18 protein-coding genes, 1 other RNA gene and 1 pseudogene are annotated in these 19673 nt (G+C 63.6%); 12 read left to right on the forward strand and 8 right to left on the reverse strand.

Annotated features, from left to right (window positions below; genetic code table 11):
• Positions 1-504, reverse strand: a complete 504-nt coding sequence (tsaA, locus tag ACHMW7_RS13955; RefSeq protein WP_395451325.1) for a tRNA (N6-threonylcarbamoyladenosine(37)-N6)-methyltransferase TrmO — start codon at positions 502-504, stop codon at positions 1-3.
• Positions 505-623: 119 nt separating this feature from the next.
• Between tsaA and ACHMW7_RS13960 the strand changes: the two genes are divergently transcribed.
• Both ACHMW7_RS13960 and metF read left to right on the forward strand, forming a co-directional pair.
• A complete protein-coding gene (locus tag ACHMW7_RS13960; RefSeq protein ID WP_395450802.1) occupies positions 624-1631 on the forward strand; it encodes an ArsR/SmtB family transcription factor in 1008 nt (335 codons plus the stop codon).
• A complete protein-coding gene (metF, locus tag ACHMW7_RS13965; protein WP_395450803.1) occupies positions 1631-2545 on the forward strand; it encodes a methylenetetrahydrofolate reductase [NAD(P)H] in 915 nt (304 codons plus the stop codon). Before ACHMW7_RS13960 ends, metF begins: the two co-directional genes overlap by 1 nt.
• 374 nt (positions 2546-2919) lie before the next feature.
• Here metF and ACHMW7_RS13970 read toward each other — a convergent pair whose 3' ends face one another.
• A complete protein-coding gene (locus ACHMW7_RS13970) occupies positions 2920-3816 on the reverse strand; it encodes a DMT family transporter (protein ID WP_395450804.1) in 897 nt (298 codons plus the stop codon).
• Between the two features lie 160 nt (positions 3817-3976).
• Here ACHMW7_RS13970 and ACHMW7_RS13975 point away from each other — a divergent pair, with 160 nt between their 5' ends.
• Both ACHMW7_RS13975 and ACHMW7_RS13980 read left to right on the forward strand, forming a co-directional pair.
• Positions 3977-5197 carry an alanine racemase gene (locus ACHMW7_RS13975; RefSeq protein WP_395450805.1) on the forward strand — a complete coding sequence of 407 codons (1221 nt, stop codon included), beginning with the start codon at positions 3977-3979 and terminating at the stop codon, positions 5195-5197.
• Between the two features lie 125 nt (positions 5198-5322).
• Positions 5323-6192 carry an NAD-dependent epimerase/dehydratase family protein gene (locus ACHMW7_RS13980; protein ID WP_395450806.1) on the forward strand — a complete coding sequence of 290 codons (870 nt, stop codon included), beginning with the start codon at positions 5323-5325 and terminating at the stop codon, positions 6190-6192.
• Between the two features lie 122 nt (positions 6193-6314).
• Here ACHMW7_RS13980 and ACHMW7_RS13985 read toward each other — a convergent pair whose 3' ends face one another.
• Together ACHMW7_RS13985 and ACHMW7_RS13990 are read right to left on the reverse strand one after the other, a co-directional pair.
• A complete protein-coding gene (locus tag ACHMW7_RS13985; protein WP_395450807.1) occupies positions 6315-7535 on the reverse strand; it encodes a lytic murein transglycosylase in 1221 nt (406 codons plus the stop codon).
• 166 nt (positions 7536-7701) lie between these two features.
• Positions 7702-8505 (reverse strand): GH25 family lysozyme, encoded by an 804-nt coding sequence (locus ACHMW7_RS13990; protein WP_395450808.1) that lies wholly within the window; start codon positions 8503-8505, stop codon positions 7702-7704.
• A 233-nt stretch (positions 8506-8738) separates the two neighbouring features.
• Between ACHMW7_RS13990 and ACHMW7_RS13995 the strand changes: the two genes are divergently transcribed.
• Positions 8739-10127 (forward strand): serine hydrolase domain-containing protein, encoded by a 1389-nt coding sequence (locus ACHMW7_RS13995; protein ID WP_395450809.1) that lies wholly within the window; start codon positions 8739-8741, stop codon positions 10125-10127.
• On the opposite strand, the gene ACHMW7_RS14000 is transcribed toward ACHMW7_RS13995, so the two are convergent.
• Positions 10120-10785 (reverse strand): class I SAM-dependent methyltransferase, encoded by a 666-nt coding sequence (locus ACHMW7_RS14000; protein WP_395450810.1) that lies wholly within the window; start codon positions 10783-10785, stop codon positions 10120-10122. The two genes, ACHMW7_RS13995 and ACHMW7_RS14000, sit on opposite strands and share 8 nt — an antisense overlap.
• Complete coding sequence (locus ACHMW7_RS14005; RefSeq protein ID WP_395450811.1) at positions 10785-12029, reverse strand: DUF3419 family protein; 1245 nt, start codon at positions 12027-12029, stop codon at positions 10785-10787. The genes ACHMW7_RS14000 and ACHMW7_RS14005 overlap by 1 nt, the downstream gene beginning before the upstream one ends.
• Positions 12030-12237: 208 nt before the next feature.
• Between ACHMW7_RS14005 and ACHMW7_RS14010 the strand changes: the two genes are divergently transcribed.
• The gene (locus tag ACHMW7_RS14010; RefSeq protein WP_395450812.1) at positions 12238-12528 is read left to right on the forward strand and encodes a hypothetical protein; all 291 of its coding nucleotides are present in this window, start codon (positions 12238-12240) and stop codon (positions 12526-12528) included.
• Positions 12529-12588: 60 nt separating this feature from the next.
• Here the strand turns inward: ACHMW7_RS14010 and ACHMW7_RS14015 are convergent, their stop codons facing one another.
• Positions 12589-13491, reverse strand: coding sequence for a DMT family transporter (locus ACHMW7_RS14015; RefSeq protein ID WP_395450813.1), 903 nt, complete (start codon positions 13489-13491; stop codon positions 12589-12591).
• A gap of 147 nt (positions 13492-13638) precedes the next feature.
• Between ACHMW7_RS14015 and ACHMW7_RS14020 the strand changes: the two genes are divergently transcribed.
• From ACHMW7_RS14020 to rnpB, 4 genes are all read left to right on the forward strand, one after another.
• Positions 13639-14358: a TerB family tellurite resistance protein gene (locus ACHMW7_RS14020; RefSeq protein WP_395450814.1), complete on the forward strand. Its 720-nt coding sequence runs from the start codon at positions 13639-13641 to the stop codon at positions 14356-14358.
• Positions 14355-15119: an N-acetylmuramoyl-L-alanine amidase gene (locus ACHMW7_RS14025; protein ID WP_395450815.1), complete on the forward strand. Its 765-nt coding sequence runs from the start codon at positions 14355-14357 to the stop codon at positions 15117-15119. The genes ACHMW7_RS14020 and ACHMW7_RS14025 overlap by 4 nt, the downstream gene beginning before the upstream one ends.
• Positions 15120-15328: 209 nt before the next feature.
• Positions 15329-15985, forward strand: a complete 657-nt coding sequence (locus ACHMW7_RS14030; RefSeq protein ID WP_395450816.1) for a lytic transglycosylase domain-containing protein — start codon at positions 15329-15331, stop codon at positions 15983-15985.
• Between the two features lie 182 nt (positions 15986-16167).
• Positions 16168-16564: RNase P RNA component class A (gene rnpB / locus ACHMW7_RS14035), an RNA gene on the forward strand.
• Between the two features lie 117 nt (positions 16565-16681).
• Here the strand turns inward: rnpB and ACHMW7_RS14040 are convergent.
• Positions 16682-17797: a cystathionine gamma-lyase gene (locus ACHMW7_RS14040; RefSeq protein ID WP_395450817.1), complete on the reverse strand. Its 1116-nt coding sequence runs from the start codon at positions 17795-17797 to the stop codon at positions 16682-16684.
• A 403-nt stretch (positions 17798-18200) separates the two neighbouring features.
• Here ACHMW7_RS14040 and mraZ point away from each other — a divergent pair.
• Positions 18201-18660, forward strand: a pseudogene (mraZ, locus tag ACHMW7_RS14045) (division/cell wall cluster transcriptional repressor MraZ).
• Positions 18657-19673, forward strand: coding sequence for a 16S rRNA (cytosine(1402)-N(4))-methyltransferase RsmH (rsmH, locus tag ACHMW7_RS14050; protein WP_395450818.1), 1017 nt, complete (start codon positions 18657-18659; stop codon positions 19671-19673). Before mraZ ends, rsmH begins: the two are co-directional and overlap by 4 nt.

Below are 19673 nucleotides of genomic sequence, written 5' to 3' on the forward strand. Positions count from 1 at the left end.
TCAGCTGTCCTTGCCCGGACGGGTGGCATCCGGAAAGGCGTCGACCGAGGCGAAGTAGGGCTTGAGGTCGATGACCGGCGTGCCGTCGAGCGCGTCGATGGCATCCAGTTCGATGCGCCCGGTTTCGATGTCGAGCGAGACGAGGCGCGCGACATGCAGGCCGACAGGGTTAGGCCGCGCTGGGGAACGCAACGCGAAAACGCCTTTGGCGTCAGACGCATGGCGCGGTTTCTGGACAATCAGATTCCGCGGCGCCTGTTCGAACCAGGAGAGCACGACGACATGGCTGAAGCCCGCCAGCCCGGCAAGGCCCGGCCGGTAGGGCCCGTCGATCACGACCGTGCCGTGGCCACCTTTCTCACGCGCGGCATTCATGTTCTTGGGGCAGTCCTCGCGTAGCTTCCAGGGCGAGGTGATGCGGCCGATATAGGCGAGGCTGGCATCGGACGACTGCGTCGCGGGATCGCCATTCAGCGCTATCTCGCCTTCGCGCTGCTCGAACATCTGCATCGGCACCTCCTACGGTCGCGCCATTTTCTTGCCCGCATGCGACATTGGGCGTTGCAATCGCTCGCTTCGTCACATAAAGATATGTTTATGTCTTTTGGCGAGAACCAAAGCCGATGCATGTAACGCTCGACACCATGGTAGATACCTTGAAGGCGGCAGCCGAATCCAGCCGCCTTCGCATCCTGACGCTGCTTTCGCGCGGTGACCTGACCGTATCGGATCTGACCGAGATCCTCGGGCAGTCGCAGCCACGCGTGTCACGCCATCTCAAGCTGTTGCTCGAGGCGGGGCTCATCGACCGCTACCAGGAAGGTTCCTGGGCCTTTTTCAGGCTGTCGGATGCCGACCAGGCGCGCGGCTTCGTGCAGGGGCTGGTTTCGGGCATCGACACGGCCGACAGCCAGGTGGTGCGCGATTTCGAGCGCCTCGACGACGTCAAGCACAAGCGCCAGGAGCGCGCCGCGCGCTATTTCAGCGCCAATGCGGCGAGCTGGGACGAATTGCGCTCGCTGCATGTCGCCGATCGCGCTGTCGAGACGGCGCTGCTGAAACTCGTCGGCAAGCGGCCGTTCCAGTCGATGCTCGATCTCGGCACTGGCACCGGCCGGCTGCTTGAGATCTTCGCCCCGCTCTATCGCCGCGGCGTCGGTATCGATCAGTCGCGCGAAATGCTCGCGGTGGCGCGCGCCAATCTCGACAAGGCCGGTGTCGCCAACGCCCAGGTGCGCCAGGGTGATATCTTCTCGCCGCCGGTCGAGCGCGATGCCTTTGACCTCGTCACCATTCATCAGGTGCTGCACTATCTCGACGACCCGGCTCGCGCCATCCAGGAGGCGGCGCGCCTGCTGCGCCCCTCAGGACGGTTGGTGATCGTCGATTTCGCGCCGCACGGGCTCGATTTCCTGCGCTCCGAGCATGCCCATGCGCGCCTCGGCTTCTCCGACCGGCAGATAGAGGACTGGCTGTCCGAAGCCGGGCTGGAGCTTGACGAGACGCAGGAGTTCGAGCCGCGCGCCACGATCAAGGCGAGCCTGACCGTCAAGCTGTGGCTGGCGCGCGACCGTCGCGTGCTGATCGCCGAACCAACTTCAGAAATTCAAGTCGCAAGGGAAACCGCCTGATGAACCAATACCAACTGTCCAGGCGCTCCGATATCGGCAACAAGATCCGGGTATCGTTCGAGTTCTTCCCGCCGAAGAACGACGATATGGAAGCGCGGCTGTGGGACACGGTGACCCGGCTCGAGCCGCTTCGCCCGCAGTTCGTCTCGGTGACTTATGGCGCCGGTGGCACGACGCGCGAGCGCACCGCGCGTACGGTCAAGCGCATCCTGCAGGAATCGACGCTGACGCCGGCAGCTCACATGACATGCGTCGACGCCACCCGCGAGGAGGTCGACCAGGTCATCGCCGAGTTCGCCGCCATGGGCGTGAAGCGCTTCGTGGCGCTGCGCGGCGACCCCAAGGAGGGCGTGGGCGCGGCCTACCAGCCGCATCCGGGCGGCTATGCCAATGGCGCCGAGCTCGTCGGTGCGCTCAAGGCGCAAGGTGATTTCGACATCTCGGTCTCGGCCTACCCGGAAAAGCACCCGGAAAGCCCCGACTTCGCCACCGATTTCGACATGCTGAAGCGCAAGGTCGACCAGGGCGCGACACGCGCCGTCACCCAGTTCTTCTTCGACAACGATCTGTACGAGCGCTACGTCGAGCGCGCCCGCAAGGCCGGCATCTACATTCCGATCGTGCCGGGCGTGCTGCCGATCCACAGCTTTGGCCAGGTTGCCAATTTCGCCTCGCGCTGCGGCGCGCATGTGCCGGGCTGGCTGGCCGAGCGCTTCGAGGGGCTCGACAAGGACCCGCAGACGCATGCGCTTGTGGCTTCGGCGGTGGCGGTCGAGCAGGTGCTCGACCTCGTCGAACGTGGCGTCAGCGACTTCCACTTCTACACCATGAACCGCGCCGACCTGGTGGTGGCGGTCTGCCATATGATCGGCATCCGGCCGCAGCCGGTGGTGCAGGGCTCGGCGGCAGCCTGAGCGGTTCCGAAGGCTGGAGCGTCAATCAAAAAGGCCGGGATTCGCATCCCGGCCTTTTTTAAGCTGTCCACCTTAGAGGTGCTATCGTCTTCCACCGTCTTAGCGGCCTATGGAAGAACTCCAACGATGAGCGCGCCGATAAAAGCGAACGCGGCGCAAATCATGAGTGCATTGATTGACCTAGTCAGTCCCATGCATAGCCTCCTCTGCGCAAGCCACAGGCCGGAATCTAGGGTCATTTCGGTCACACACAAGCGAAAAATGTGCTGCATTGCGACAAGATTGTGAGAAATACGACGCATTCTCTCGTCTTAGTCTTTGGATTTATTCGCCAAATGCGCCGTCAGGACTTGTGGAGAAATTGTGGCAAACTTCTAGCCGGCTGCCGTGGCCCGGCGCCGGAACAGGCGTCCGTCGATTGTCACCAGCCCAAGCGCGATGAGCGCCATGCCGCCAAGCTCGAACGGCTCCAGGCGCTCGCCGAGGAAGGTGACGGAGAGCAGCATGGCGCTTGCCGGCACGATCAGGGTGACCAGCGAGGTGTTGGTGGCGCCGGCCGATGCCACCAGCTTGAAGAACAGGATGTAGGCGAAGGCGGTAGCAACCAGCGCCAGCGCAAACGTGGCGAGCCAGGCATTGGCGCTGGCCGCAAACAGGCCTGAAGTGCCGTAGAGCGCCAGCACGATCGGAACCATGATGATGCTCGAGGCGGTCATCTGGCCGGTGGCGATGATGGCCGGCGGCACGCCCTTGAGCCGCCGTGCCACCATCAAGGCAAAGGCATATGACAGCGAGGCGCCGACCAGCGCGAATTTCGCCCAGACCGGGCCGCCCAAGCCGGCGACGATGCCAGGCCCGACCATGATGGCGGTGCCGGCGATGCCGAGTGCGGTGCCGGCAAGCTTGTTCCAGTTCAGCTTTTCGTCGCTGGTCAGGACGTTGGCGACAATCAGCGTCCAGAACGGCGTGGTGGCGTTGAGTACCGAGGCAAGGCCGGCGCCGATCTCGGTCTGGCCAAGGCAGATCAGTGTAAACGGGATGACGTTGTTCAGCACCGCCAGGCCAAACAGAATGCCGGCATGGGGCAGAGCGAGGCGGAAGGAAGGGCCGCGCAACAGCAGGAACAGGTGCAGGGCCACACCGGCGATCACCACCCTAAACAGGACGAGCTTGAGCGGTGCGATCTCGGCGACCGCGATATGCACGCAAAAGAACGATCCGCCCCAGATGGCACCCAGAAGCAGTAGCCTTGCCCAATCGCGCGCATTCATTCCGGCTTCCTTCTTCGCTTCGTCACATTCGACAGCTACGCGCGATTCTCGGGTAGGGCCACCCGATTCCAATAGGTGACGCAACGCTCCTGCCAAAACGCGCTCGGGTTGCATCGCTGTCCGCTTGGTTTAGATTTCGGCCGGCAAACGAGGAGCTTCCATGCAGCGATTCGAAAATGCACGCGAGGCTGCCCTCGCTCTCCGGCCCGACGCTCCGGTCTATTGCTTCAGGCCGGAGGTGCTGAAGACCGACGCCCGGAATTTCATGGAGATGTTCCCCGGCAGGACCGCCTATGCGGTCAAGACCAATGGCGAACTGATCGTGCTCAAGGCGCTCGTCGAGGCCGGCGTGACGATGTTCGACGTGGCCTCGCCTGGCGAGTTCGCAGCAGTGAGGGAAGTCTCCGCCGAAGCCGAGATGATCTACATGCATCCGGTCAAGGCGCAGTCCGACATCAGGCTGGCGCTGGAGACCTATGGCATCAGGGTGATCGCCGTCGACCACGAGGACGAGATCAACAAGCTGACCCGCGTCGTTCGGGCGCTCGACATCGATCCAGGTGCGATCACCGTGTTCGTGCGCGTGCAGACCAAGGGCTCGGCGGCTTACGAGCTTTCCAAGAAGTTCGGGGCAGGACCGGCCAATGCGGTCGAGCTTTGCGAGCGGCTCAACCGCTACGGCTACAAGGTCGGGCTGTGTTTTCATGTCGGCTCCCAGATCGAGGACCCCGACACCTATGAGCGGGCGCTGGCCTCGGTCGACTGGGTGCGCAACCGCATCAGCTTCGACCTCGCCGGGCTCGACGTCGGCGGAGGCTTTCCCGCGGAATATGGCCATGATCCCAACAGCAAGAAGCCGACGATGCCGTCGATCGGCCAGATCATGTCGCGTTTTCGCGGCGACCTGAAGGAATACAATTTCGACGAGATGCCGCTGGTCGCCGAGCCGGGGCGGGTGATCGTGGCGCGTTGCCTGTCGCTGATCGTGCGGGTGCTGCTGCGCAAGGGCAGGCGGCTCTACATCAATGACGGCATCTGGGCATCGCTGTCGGATTCCTGGACCGGCAAGATCACGCTGCCGGCGCGCTTCATTCCCGATCCGGCGATCCGCACCCGCAACGGCGACGCCGACAAGATCGTGCCGTTCAAGGTGTGCGGGGCGACCTGCGATTCCGTCGACATCCTGTCCCGGCCGTTCTGGCTGCCGGAGACGATCGACACCGGCGACTGGATCGAGATCGGCCATATCGGCGCCTATTCACTGTCGCTGCGCACCCGCTTCAACGGCTTTTATCCCGACACTTTCGTCGAGGTGACGACGCCGTTCGACGAGGGCGACGCGCCGCAAGGCTTTGCCAGCCTCGAGACGATGGCGGATTAGTGAGGGGAGAGCGAATAGGGAGCAGCTAATAGTGAGTAGGGGCGCGCGGCTTGAATTGCCGCGCGACTGCTCCGATCTACGCAACTCGCTACTTACTTCTCATCATTCGCTAAGTGACCATTCCCATGCATGTTTTCCTTCTCGGCGGTACCGGTTTCATCGGTCGCCATGTTCTGCAGCGCCTGGTCGAAGGCGGACATGAGGTGATCGGCCTTGCTCGCTCCGAGGCATCGGCCGAACGCCTCAAGGCGGCAGGTGCTGCGCCTTTGCTCGGCGACCTGCGTGCGCCAGGCGAATGGGCAGGCAAGGTTCCGCCCGTGGACGCCGTGATCCACGCCGCCGCCGACTTTGGCGACGACATGGGCGAGGTCGAGACGGCGCTGCTCGATGTGCTGTTGCCGGTGCTCGGCGCGATGCCCAAGCGGCCGCGCTTCGTCTACACCGGCGGCTGCTGGCTGTTTGGGGATACTGGAGCGCAAGTGGCCACGGAAGAGAGTCTGTTCGATCCGCTGCCGGCCTTCGGCTGGATGATCGACAACATGCAGCGTGTTCTGGAGTCGCCGGAAGTGGAGGGCGTGGTGATCCACCCTGCGATGGTCTATTCCGACGAGGGTGGGGTGTTTTCGTCGTTCATGGGCGCTCTGCGCGGAGGCCGTACGGTTGACGTCATCGGCTCGCCCGAGATTGTCTGGCCGCTGGTCCATGCGGATGACCTTGCGGACCTCTATCTCAGGACAATGGAACGGGCGCGGCCCCGATCCGTGTACAACGGCTCGGCCATTTCAGGCATGACCGTCGGTGCGATCGTTTCAGGTTTGGCGGCTCATCTTGGCATGGAGCATCCCGAACTGCGTGCCGTCAGCGTCGATGAGGCTGCGGAACGGCTCGGCGAGTGGGCGCGCGGCTATGCCGTCAGCCAACGGCTGAGCGGAGACAAGGCGCGTGTCGAGCTTGGCTGGAAGCCGCGGCATGAGAGCGCCGCGGCGTTGTTTTGAGGTGGCGAGTAGCGAATAGTGAGTGGTGAATAGCCCTGTGTAACAGGGAAGGGGAGTTCTCAACGGCAACGCGTTGTAATGTTTCCCTATTCCCTATTCCCTATTCCCTATTCCCTATTCCCTCAGAGGTTTGCCAGCAGTTCGTCCGTCGGCCAGCCGTCGACAGGCAGCTTGAGCCGCATCTGTTCCTGACGAATGGCTTCGCGGGTGTTGGTGCCCAAAATGCCGTCGATGCCGCCGACGTCGTAGCCCTTGTCGGCGAGCTTCTGCTGCAGCTGCTTCATCGCGTCGCCGGTCAGGCCGGCATCTGGGTTGCCGCGGTCGAAGGCCGGCTGGCCGGCGAGACGCGCAGCTAGGTGAGCTGCGGTCAGCGTGTAAGTCGCCGACTGGTTCCATTCGAGATAGACGTCGTAATTGTCGTAGGTCAGGAAGGCCGGGCCCTTGCGGCCCATCGGCAAAACGATGCCGGCCTTGAGGCCATTGTCCTTGAGCGGGCTGCCATCGCGCATGGTGACGCCCATTGCCGCCCATCTGGCGAGCGGCTGCTTGTTGGTGCGGCCGGTTTCTTCCCAGGCCATTTCGGCCGGCACGCGGACTTCCTCGATCCAGGGTTCGCCGCGCTTCCAGCCGCGCGACTGGATCTTCTTGCCGGTGGTCAAGATGACGTCGGCCGGGGTGTTGCGCAAGTCGACGATGCCGTCGCCGTCACCGTCGACACCGCGTGCCAGATAGTCGGAGGGCAGGATCTGGGTCTGGCCGAGTTCGCCGGCCCAGGCACCCTGGACATCGGCGGGCAGCACGTTGCGGTCGATCAGGGTCAGCAGCGGCAACACCTGCGGCCGGAACAGGTCGGGGCGGCGGCAGTCATGCGCCAGGGTGACGAGCGCATTGAGCGAGTTGAAATTGCCCTGCACCGCGCCGAAGTCGGTTTCCAGCGCCCAGAAGGCGGCAATCACCGGACCGGGCACGCCAAATTCCTGCTCGGACATGGCGAAGTACTGGCCATATTTCTGCAGGTTGGCAGCACCGTGCTTGAGCCGGTAGTCGCTGATCATGCGCTCGGAGAATTGGGTGAAGGTCTGGGCGAACACGCCCTGGGCCCGGTCGCGCTCGAGCACCTTGGGATCGAGCGCCGCATTGGCGAGCGCCGACAGCCCCTTCTCGCCGACGCCGGCGGTGCGGGCCTCGTTGGCGAGGTTCTGCTTCCAGGTGGCGAAATCGTCGCCGCATTCCGAGGTGACCGCAGGTGCGCCCTGGGGGACAGCAGCGGTATCCTGCGCGATCGCGGGCAGGGCGGCGGTGGCGAATAGGGCGGCGACCAGCGCCTTGCTCAGCAGTTTCATGGGCAGCTCTCCTGCTTGGCCTGTCAGGCTTTCGCGGAACGGCGAAAGCAGGCAGACGGCCAGCTCAATGTCTTGCCGCGCCTTCTACAGAACCGGGGCGAGGGCCGCACCCCCTCTTCTTGTCGCATCTGCCATGCGAATATGCAGCCCGGCGGTGCAGTCCGGGCTATCTCGTATTGGCGGCGAGCCACTTCTTCCAATGGGCTTCGCTGCCGTTGAAGACGTTGATGTCGGCGTCGCCCCTTATGCCGGGCACGACACCGGTGCCGGTGTACTGCCAGAAGGTGAAGGGGTGGCTGCCGTATCTCGACGTCGGGTGGCCGGCGACCGAACGCAGCCAGTAGGGATAACCGCGGAAGGTCGACAGGTTGTTGTCGTCGAAGAAGTCGATCGAAGTGTAGATGATCGGCTTCTTGCCGTAGTGCTTCTCGACCATTTCGAGGAAGATCTTCATCTCGCTGCGCACGGTGGCAGCAGGCGGACGAAGCTTGCAACTCGGCGACTGCGGGTTCCATTCCATGTCGAGGATCGGCGGCAGGGACGAGCCTTCCCTCGGTACATTGTCGATGTACCAGCGCGCCTGCTCGGCGGCAGGGCGGCAGAAATAGTAGAAATGATAGGCGCCGCGCGGCACGCCTGCGGACTTGGTCTCACGCCAGTGCTCGGCGAAATAGTCGTCGACACGGTCGCCACCCTCGGTTGCCTTGATGAAGGCAAAGGAAATGCCGCTGCCCTTGGCCTGCTGCCAGTCGATGGAGGTCTGGTACTTCGAAACGTCGGTGCCATGGACAGCATAGGTCCAGGGCGCGCCGCTCTCCCATTGATGCGGATCGCTGTCGCTGAAGCGCGGGTTCTTGACCGAAACCGAAGCCATGCTGCCGGGGTTGCCGACAGGGCCAAGCGACAGGGTATCAGAGGTCGAGCAGGCGCCGAGGAAGGCGAGCAGCACAAGAGCCGAAGCGCGGCGCATTACTTCTCCTTGCGGCCGGCAGGAACCGGCCAGAGCACATCGTTATGGGGTTGGCCCTGCGGCCGGATACTATTCCGATGGATCAGCGGTTTCCCCGAGACACCGCATATCCCCCTCTGTGATCGCCGATCATGGTTGATAAACCGTTGATCGCGCTCGACAGCCTGAAAGATTTGGCGGAGGAATGACGGCAATTCCATGGCGGAAGCATGATGTCGGGGCGGGGGACAGCAATGCGTATCATCGGCAAGATCGTGAAATGGCTCGTCGCCCTGGTTGTGCTTGTTGTCGCCAGCTTGTCGGCCTGGCTCTATTTCGCCCCGCCCGCGCTGATCAGGGTCGGCTCGGGTTATGCCGCCAAGATCGTCTGTTCCAACGTCTTCATTGCCGGCCGCGATGCCAATCAAGTGCTGGCCGACGATGTCCAGGCGCCCGGTCATCCGCTGCTCAGGCTGATGTCAGTCAGCGTCGACCAGAGTGCCGGCACGGTCCGCGCCGGGTTGTTCGGCGTTTTCGGCAGGGGGCTTGCCGTTGTTCATGATGGCGCTGGCTGCAGCAACGTGCCGGACGGGGACATCACTGCCGCAGCACTTGGAGCTGTCCCGGTCGCGACCGCGGCCAATGCCGAGGCCCTGTGGCCGAAGGGCGAGAAGGTCGATGGCTCGCAGAACCCGGCGATCGCCGCTGTGCTCGACGATGCGGCCCTGGCTGGTCCGGGCATGCGGGCCATCGTCGTCGTGCAGAATGGCCGGATCGTCGGCGAACGCTACGGCGAAGGTTTCAGTGCCGCAACGCCGCTGCTTGGCTGGTCGATGACCAAGACGGTGACGGCGGCGATCATCGGCACACTTGTCGGCGAGGGCAAGATGGCGGTCGACAAGACCGCGCTGTTCGAACCGTGGAAGGCGGACGGCCGCGCCGCGATCAGCCTTGCCGACTTGATGGCCATGTCGAGCGGTCTCGAATTCAACGAGGACTACGGCGACGTCACCGATGTCACGCGCATGCTCTATCTCGAGCCCGACATGGCAAGCTTCGCCGCTGCCAAGCCATTGGCATCAGACGTCGGCAAGAAATTCTCCTATTCCAGCGGCACGACGCTGCTTCTGTCGCGCCTTTGGCAGGATGCCGTCGGCGGCCCGGCCAAGGCATTGGCCTGGCCGCGCGAAAAGCTGTTCGCGCCGCTCGGCATGACAAGTGCGGTGCTCGAAGCCGATGCACGCGGCACTTTCGCCGGCTCGTCTTATCTCTACGCCACGGCGCATGACTGGGCCCGTTTCGGCCAGTTCCTGCTGCAGGACGGCGTCTGGAACGGCGCGCGCATCCTGCCCGAGGGTTATGTCACCTGGATGCGCGAGAAGGCGCCGGCTGCCGCGCATGGCGAGTACGGCCGTGGCCAGCTATGGCTGCGCGGACCCGAGGGCGGCACGCCGGAGGGCGAAAACCCTGACGTTGGCTTCGACCTGCCCGACGACACATTCTGGATGCAGGGGCATGACGGGCAGACGGTGGCGATGGTGCCTTCGGCCAATCTGGTGGTTGTCAGGCTCGGCCTGACGCCGTCCAAGCTGCACTACAAGCCGCAGGCGATGCTGGCGGCGCTGGTCGCAGCGCTCAGATAGGCTTTGACCCGCCAATGACGATCAGCCAGGCGTAGCCGCGATAAAGCGAGGCGAAGTGATAGCTTTTGCGGGCCGAGGAGGCTTGGCTGGCGATCTCGATGGCAAGCGTTTGGCGTGGGCTGACGTGGAAACGCGCAAGCCAGCCCCTGAGCAGGCTGCGGAACCAGCCAGGCAAGCCTTCCTGCTGGCCGAAGTCGACGATGTGGACGGAGCCATCGCTGGCAATGAGCGCGGCTGCAACGCAGCGCTCCCAGCCTGGGATCATCGACAAGGCATAGGAGATGAACACGCGGTCGAAACCGGATCTGCCAAACAGTGCCTGGGCATCGAACGCGGTGCCGTCGGCCTGGGCGACGGTGATCCTGTCCGACAGGCCGGCCTTGGCGATCGATGCCCTGGCCGTCGCCAGCATCTCGGCGGAGATGTCGAGACCGTAGAAATGGGCATTTGGAAAACACCTGGCGGCGAGGATCAGGTTGCGGCCGGTGCCGCAGCCAAGTTCGAGCACCGTGCCGCTCGCCGGCGGATCGAGTTCCGAGATCATGCGGTCGCGGCCGAGCAGGTAGTATTTGCGCGTCAGGTCGTAGATGTGGCGCTGATGCCGGTAGACGCGGTCCATCAGCCCGGAATGGCTGGCCGAAAGCTCCGGCGCGCTCATCAGGGCTTTTTCACATAGAGGTGGAAGCCGCCATAGATCGCCGAGCGGTCGCGGGCGGTGTAGTCGCGCGACAATTGCTCCTCGTAGGTCCACTGGTCGAGCAAGGCGGGCGACAGCCGGCCCGGCAGCAGGCTCGGTTCGGCGGCGGTGCGGAAGATGACGCGGGCACATGATGCGGCGGTGCGGGTGATTTCGGTCCACAGCGCATTCAACTGGTCGTCGCTCATCCAGTCCTGGGCATCGAGCAGCACGTAGCGGTCGGTCGCGGCTGCGTCCTTGCCGGCAAGGAACTCGGTGAAATTGGCGTGGTGGATGCCGACGCGATCGACGTTGTCGCGGATCGTCGCGTAGTTGCCCTGCTCGAGATAGGCGGGCAGGGCCGCTTCGCCCGGCTTCGGGTAGCGCCGGGCGAAAGCCTGCCAGGCGAAGTAGTTGTTTTCTAGCGGGAAGTCGCAGGCGAGTTTTTCGAGCCTGGCCTTGAGCACGCCCGCCATCGAGCCGTCGCCCGAGGTGAGCAGCGAGTCGTATTGCGCCGGCGGGATGCCGAGGCCGAACAAAGACGATTTGCGTGCGGTGATGAAACGCAGGGCGCGGCGCTCGAATACCGGCGCGATCTTCTCGTCGAAGAAGCGGCGTTGCTCGGCCACGCTGCCGGTTGCCATGATGGCAGCCGGGTCGACGCCGTAGAGCTTGGCGACACGGTGGCCGGCGGCGATGAACAGGCCGAGCAGGCCGGTCTTGTAGAAATTGCCGTCGAAGGTGGCGATGCGGCGCTTGCCGCGCCAGCTGCGACGCTCCCAATAGGCACGGCTCGCAGCGTCCAGATGCGGGGCGATGAAGCGGTCATAGGCGTGCGAATTGTGCTCGACATTGGCTTCGCCGAAGAAGCGGAAGAGATCGCCTTGCGTCGGCAGATGGCGGACCGCCGCGAGCTTCATCCTGTTCAGCGCAATGTGGGCGCCGTTGAGGTCGACGGCGTCGACACGGGCCGGCGAGCGGGTGAGATAGGCGAGGATGTTGCAACCGCCCGAGGCGATGGTGACCACCTTATGGCCTTCGCCGAGTTGCATCGCTTCCATGTCGACATCGGGGTCCTCCCAGATCTGGGGGTAGACGAGGCCGGAAAACAGCAGGGCAAAGAGCCGTTCGGAAAGCCCTTCCTTGGAAAGGGCGCGGTTCTGGTAGACCGCCTTTCCAACTTTCTTGCCGCGACGAAAGACAAGTTCTCCAGAAACGTCGGTCATGGAAATGCGATTCCCCGCTTCGTTGTTGGGCGCAGCGGGTAAAGCACCGGCGTGACAGCGCGGTGACGGTGCGATGACGGCGGCACGACAGCGATGACGTGGAGCGCTTATGTGACAGGGCGACTCCGAACGTCACGAAACCGCCCGGCGTCCTGCGCATTTCCTTTCCGACGCCCGTTCGACGGGCCGTCCTGAAAAGGAGATTGTCATGAAAAAGCTCATTCTCGCGTCGGTTTCCGCCCTTGCCCTGTTTGGCGTTGCCGCCTGCAGCGACAGCAACACCGACAGCACGACCACCGAAAGCGTGAAGCCGCCGGCAACCGAGCAGCCCGCGCCGATCAACCCGGCACCTGCGACGCCTGAGGCTTCGCCGCCGGCCACCGACGACACCACGACCAAGAGCATCACGCCGACGCCCGAGACCGGCACTGGCGGCGAAATGCAGAACAACGACGCCATGCAGCCCAAGCCTGTCGAGCCGGCTGCGCCGGCCCAGTAAGCGTGCGGGAGGAGGAAAGGCCGGAGCCACATGCTCCGGCCTTTTTCTTTGGTTTCGAGGCTAGCGCGTGACCCGGGCGCGGCGGCCGAGGGCCACGATGGCGATGACGCAAAGCGCGAACGTCACTGTTTTCACGCCGACATGTTCGCCAAGCAGGAAGGCGGAGATGGCAAGGGTGACGAAGGACTGCAGCAGCTGAACCTGACTGACCCGGGCGATTCCGCCCATGCCAAGGCCGACATTCCAGGCGAAGAAGCCAAGGAACATCGAGCCGAAGCTGAGGTAGAAAAACGAAAATGTCTGTGCCGGCGAGGCACTGGCGAATTCCGGATGCCAGCTCCACACTGCCCCAGGGATCGAGATCGGCGCGGTCAGGATCAGCGACCAGCAGATGACCTCCCAGCCCGGCATATGGCGCGACAGCTTGCCCGACACGACGTAGCCCAGGCTCGCTGACAGTGCGGCGAGGAACAGGAACAGGTCGCCTGATGAAAGCTGCATGCCGCTGTCGCTGATGGCAAAGGTGATGACAAGGGTGGCTCCGGCGACGCCGCAGATCCAGAAAAACACCGATGGCCGTTCGCCGCCGATGATCGCGGCAAAGATGCTGGTGGTCAGCGGCAGGACGCCGAGCACGACGCCGCCATGCGACGCCGGCACTGTCTGCATGGCAATGGATGAGAAGATCGGAAAGCCGAAGACCAGAAGCAGGCCGGCGAGGAACAAGGCCGGCGCATCGCCTTTCGGCAAGCGCTTGCGCAGGATCAGCAGCAGCAGGGCCGCGGCAAGCGAGGCCATCGCGGCGCGGCCATGGGTGACGAACCATGGCGAAAAGGTCGTCAGCGCAACGCGGGTCGCCGGCAAGGTGCCGCCGAAGATGACGACGCCAAGCGTACCAAGGGCGAGCCCGATCGTCTCGCGGGAAAAGGTGTGTGCCGGCTGGGTGGTGTTGCGCGCGTCCATGGCGCAAATCGATAACGAGGCTTGGCTTTTTCGTCGTGTAAATTCCTTTGGTCCAGATTTTTGGTCCAGGGCCCGGTTGCCGACAAAGTTATCCTTCCGGCGCAAAGGCATCTCGCATTTGCGAATGTTTCATCCTAAGAAGCGGCCATGTCGATTTGGGACCGTCTCGGCGACTTCATTGCACGTATTTCGGCGTCGGCGGCCAACAGCGTTGCCGATGTTGTGGAAGCTGTGCGCACCGTCTTCTCAGGAGATGCGGAAACCCGGCGTCGCGTGGCGTTTTCGGTGGCGATGATCGCGCTCTCGGCCAAGATGGCCAAGGCCGACGGTGTCGTGTCGCAGGCCGAGGTCAGGGCCTTCTACGAGATTTTCGCGGTTCCGCCCGAGCATGCGCGCGATGTGGCGCGGCTCTATGACATCGCCCAGCAGGACGTCGCCGGCTTCGAGTACTACGCTGAACGCATGGCCAAGCTGTGCGGCTCTGGCCATGCCAATTGCGGCATGCTGGAAGATATCCTCGATGGGCTGTTCCATATCGCCAAGGCGGACGGGATGATGCACCAGTGCGAGGGCAGCTTCCTGCATCGCGTCTCCGAGATCTTCCGCATCGAGGAGGCGCACTACCAGACCATTGTCGCGCGGCATCTCGACCTCGGCGAGGCCGATCCCTATCGTGTGCTTGGCATCGAACGCGGCAAATCGTTCGAGGATGTGCGCAAGCACTATCGCAAGCTTGTCGCCAACAACCATCCCGATAAGCTGATCGCCCGCGGTCTGCCCGAGGAGTTCATCAGGATCGCCACCACGCGCATCGCCGCGATCAACGCGGCCTACGAGATCATCGAAAGGGGATTGCGGCACGCATGAGCGGTTTTCAGCCCGACCACCCGCATGCCGAGGTACGGCTTTCGCCCAATTTCGGGCAGCGGCGTGACGAGATGAAACCGGATATGATCGTGCTGCACTACACCGGCATGGAAACCGGCGATGGCGCCGAGGCCTGGCTGTGCGACCCGGTGAGTGAGGTGTCGTCGCATTATCTGGTGCACGAGGACGGCCGTATCGTTCAGATGGTGCGCGAAAGCGACCGCGCCTGGCATGCCGGCAAGAGCTCGTGGCGCGGCGAGACCGACATCAACTCCTGCTCGGTCGGCATCGAGATCGTCAATCCCGGCCATGCGCTGGGCTATCGCTCCTTTCCCAAGCGCCAGATGCGGGCGGTGACAGAGCTGTGCCTGGGCATCGTGGAGCGCCACAATGTGGCGCCCGAACGTGTTTTGGCGCACTCCGATGTCGCTCTTGGGCGCAAAGTTGACCCGGGCGAGAAGTTTTCCTGGAGGATGTTGGCGCAAGCCGGCGTAGGTCATTGGGTCGCACCTTCGCCGCGCAACGGGCACGCAATATTGCAACCGGGCGACGCCGGCGCGGCTGTAGAGGAACTGCAATCGATGCTGGCGCTCTATGGCTACGGCGTCGAGATCACCGGGCGCTTCGATGCGCAGACGGCGGTAACTGTTCAAGCATTTCAACGACATTTCCGCACAAGGTGCGTCGATGGCGTTGTCGATTCCTCGTCTCTTTCGACGCTGCGGCGGTTGCTTGCCTCGCTTCCCGGTGGGCTTGACTAGCCTAGGGTGGCTGATTCGCCAGATTACAACTTGTCACGCATTGTGACTTGTCCGGCCATTTTTCCCGCCAGTTCCCCCGTCACATGCATTCCCGTGCAAGGCGCCGGCTAAGTCAGTCATGCCCCGTAAGAGGGCCCTCCGGCGTTTAGGAAGGGATGCTGCGCGATCGCTTTTGGCTGTCGTGCGGCCTGTTCGAGAACAAGGATAATATGAAGAATTTGACCGTTGTAGCGGTGGCATTTGCCGCCGGCCTGACTTCTTTTGCCGCTCACGCCCAGGACGGTGCCGTCCGAGCCTCGAAAGTGATCATTGAAAACAGCAAGAACGCCAAGGGAAACAAGGCCAACAAGGCAGGCGACGACTGCCCCTATCTGTTCGGTTGCAGCGCCAAGAAAGAAGCTGCCATCGACAATTTCAAGACCGCGTCGATCGGCGCCAAGGGCGCCAAGACCGTGAAGGAACAGGCAGGCAAGACGGCCAAGGTTGCCAAGGCGAATGCGCCCTATGGCGAAATCGTCGCCCGCTATGCCTCATCCTACGGTGTGCCGGTGTCGCTTGCCCATGCGGTGATCAGCGTCGAGAGCAACTATCGCGCTAATGCCCGTGGCAGCGCCGGCGAAATCGGCCTGATGCAGATCAAGCCGGCAACGGCACGCATGATGGGTTACTCGGGTTCGGCCAAGGGCCTGTTCAACCCGGAAACCAACATCAAGTTTGGTCTCAAGTATCTCGCCAAGGCGCATGAGCTTTCGGGCGGCACCACCTGCGGCACGATCCTCAAATACAATGCCGGCCATGGCGCCAAGCGTATGAACCCGATTTCCGCCGCCTATTGCAAGAAAGTCCAGGCCCGCATCGGCGGCTGACCGCCCATGGAAGGGATGGTTCCCGGCCGCATCGGCCCGAAAATCGGACTCGATTTTCGGAAAGCACGATGCGCAGATTCAATGAATTAGAGCGTCCTTTGTGCGTCCATTCGGGCGCACGGCGCTCTAGAGGCGAATGTTTTCATTTGCCTTTTGCCGTGCGAACCATTCTATACGCCTTGCCAGCTGGCCGGGCGGCCGCACCCGCAATTGCCGAAAGGTCGTGGGTGAGGAAAGTCCGGGCTCCATGGATACACGGTGCCGGTTAATGGCCGGCGGGGGTGACCCCAGGGAAAGTGCCACAGAAAGCAAACCGCCGCGGTTTCCGCGGTAAGGGTGAAAGGGTGGGGTAAGAGCCCACCGCGCGACTGGCAACAGAAGCGGCAAGGTAAACCCCACCGGGAGCAAAACCGAATAGGGGTGGTGCGAGGGGCAACCCTCAGGGCTGTTTCCGGCTCACCGCCCGGGTAGGTTGCGTGAGGCGCATGGCAACATGCGCCCAAGATGAATGGTCGCCACGTTCCCGTGCCGCAAGGCGCGGGAGCCATACAGAACCCGGCTTACAGGCCAGCTGGCGCTGCCTCTTTGCCCCTGCGACTTCAATGTCTTGCGGCGATTTTCGCGCGTCTTGAGTCAAGCGCCCGGATGCGGCTACCTGGCGTGCAGCGCAGCAGCCTGCCGCTGACGTTTGAGCGCTCAGCCGGCAAGCCGGTCCAGCGACGCCTTCATCGCATGCCACAATTCCTCGACCGGTTCGCAGCCGACCGATAGCCTGACGAAGCCCGGCGGCACCGCGTCGCCGCGGCGGAGCCTGCGTTCGGCGACAGTATGCACGCCACCGAAGGAGGTGGCGGCATGCATCAATTCGCAGCCGTTGATGAAGTTTTCCGCCCGTTCCTCGGAGCCGAGGTCGAAGCTGATCAGGAAGCCGAAGCGGTCCATCTGGACCCGGGCGAGGTTGTGCGAAGGGTCGCCTTCCAGGCCTGGATAGCGCAAGGCACTGACGGCCGGGTGCGCCTTGAGTCGCGGGGCCAGGATCTCGGCCGACGAACACATGCGGTCGAAGCGCAGTTCGAGCGTTTCCAGGCCGCGATGCACCAGCCAGGCCTCGAACGGGCCGGGGATGCCGCCGGCGTTCTGCCGCCATTCGGTGACGGCGGCGATGATCTCTGGGCTGCGGCTTGCGACATGGCCGAACAGCACGTCGGAGTGGCCGTTGGGTGCCTTGGTGTCGGCGGCCACGACGATGTCGGCGCCGAGGTCGAGCGGACGCTGGCCGAATGGCGTCATCGTGGTGTTGTCGACGATGAGCAGCCCGCCGGCCGCATGCACCGCCTTGGCGACGGCCGTGATGTCGCAGATGTCGAGTGTCGGGTTGGACGGGCTTTCGATGAAGACGAGGCGGTAGCCGTCGAAGCCGCCATCGAGGAAGCTTGCCGTCGGCCGCACGTCCGTCTTGACGCCAAAGGCGCCGAGGAAGCGGTCGGCCAGGATGCGCGTGGTGTGATAGCCGTCCGAGGCGACAAGCATGCGATCGCCGGTCTTGAGCAGGGCAAAGAAGGCCGCCGAGATCGCGCCCATGCCTGACGGGAAAGCAACGCAAGGCGCGCCTTCAAGATGCCCGAGCATTTCTTCGGTGGCCGACCAGTTGGCGTTGCTGAAGCGGCCATACTGGTTGAAGCCCGTCGCGTCGCCAGGTGCGTGGTAGATCGAGGCCATGGTCAGCGGCACCGGGATCGGGTCGCCGACCGACAGTTTCGAACGGCGCAGATGGGCGAGGGTGGCGGCGCGGCCCTTCATGGTCTCGGACATGATCTGCGTTCACTCCCTGGCATGTAGTCGATGCTTCAACGCTAGGGGCTAGGTCCTTGCACGGCAAGACGGAAAGCCGCCGCAGCGTTGGGCCACGTAAGACTTCGTTAGCCTTAAGGGATCATAAAAATCGGCAAGCTGCGAAAGGGTCCGAAAGGCCCCTTGTGGTGGCCAAGTGTACCTAGTTCCCGTTGACGCCCATATCACCCCATGTTATCCCAAATCGGTAACCATGATTTCGTTCCAGTAAAGGGTGAGGCGTTCGCCGATCCGGCAGCCGCGGCGGCTGCGGGCCGCGATGCACTTGCACTGCCATGGAGGCGTTTTGGGGTTGAGCCGGGCCATCGGGGCGCGGCCGGCATGACGAAGAGGGGCGCGGCCGCACAAGCGGCCGGATCAGGCGATGGATCGGTTTCTGTCAAATGCGGTGAACAGGATCGATGCGAAGGGACGGGTCTCCGTTCCGGCGCATTTCCGTGCCGTATTGCAGAAGCGCGGCTACGCCGAGCTCTATGCGCTGAGGGCGCTCGACGTTCCGGCGCTGGATGTCGGCGGGCTCGACCTGCTCGATCGCTACGAACAGCGCATCGCCCAAGAAGATCCGTTCCTGCAGGCGGCGGACGATATGTCCTTTTTCATCCATGGCGACAGCACCTTCCTGAAGCTCGATCAGGACGGACGTATTTCTGTTTTCGGATTTCCTGCGCGAGCATACCGGCATCACCACGGACGTGGCCTTTGTCGGGCGCGGGCAGTTTTTTCAGATGTGGGAGCCGGAACGGCTGCGCAGCCATGGCGCGGACGTGCGTGCCCGGCTGTTGAGGCTTCGGCAGGGGACGAAGCCTGGGGAGCGACCGGAATGACGGTGGGCCACGGCGATGACCATCTTGCTGTCGGCGGACCGGCCCGCCACATTCCGGTCCTCCTCGCCGAAGTTTTGCGCGCCCTGCATCCGCAGCCAGGCGAGGTGGTCGTCGACGGCACGTTCGGCGCTGGCGGCTACACCAAGGCAATCCTGGCGACCGGCGCGTCGGTCGTGGCGATCGACCGCGATCCCGATGCCATTGCTGCGGGGCGTGATCTCGAAGCGCAATCTGGTGGCAGGTTGCGGCTGGTGCAGGCGCCGTTCTCCAGCCTTGACGATCATGTCGAGCTTGTCGACGGCGTCGTGCTCGACATCGGCGTCTCCTCCATGCAGCTCGACCAGGCGCAGCGTGGCTTTTCCTTCCGTGCAGACGGTCCGCTCGACATGCGCATGGCGCAGGCTGGCGCAAGTGCCGCCGATGTCGTCAACCGCTTCAAGGCCGGCGACCTCGCGCGCATCTTCGGTTTCCTCGGCGAAGAACGGCATGCCGGACGCATCGCCCGCATGATCGAAAGCCGCCGCGAGAGGAAGCCGTTCGAGCGCACGCTCGATCTGGCTGACGCCATCGAAACGCATATCGGCCGTGCGCCGAAGGACAAGATCCATCCGGCGACACGTGTGTTCCAGGCGCTGCGCATCTATGTCAACGACGAGCTTGGCGAGTTGGCGCGGGCACTTTTTGCTGCCGAACGCGCGCTCAAGCCTGGCGGGCGGCTGGTCGTGGTCACCTTCCATTCGCTCGAAGACCGCATCGTCAAGCGCTTCATCACCGATCGCTCGTCGAGCCCGTCGCGCTCGCGCTACATGCCGGAACTCGAAACCATCGTCACGACCTTCGACAAGGCGGGCGGCGCGGTCGGACCCAGCGATGCCGAGACGGCAATCAATCCACGTTCGCGTTCGGCCAAGCTGCGGGCAGCCGTACGCACCACGGCTGCGCCGCGCGCCGAGGACTTTTCCATTTTCGGACTTCCGAAGCTTCCCGACGTCAGCCAGTCGGGAGAAAGGTGA

The sequence above is a fragment of the Aminobacter sp. UC22_36 genome (genome assembly GCF_044056035.1).
Lineage (GTDB): Bacteria > Pseudomonadota > Alphaproteobacteria > Rhizobiales > Rhizobiaceae > Aminobacter.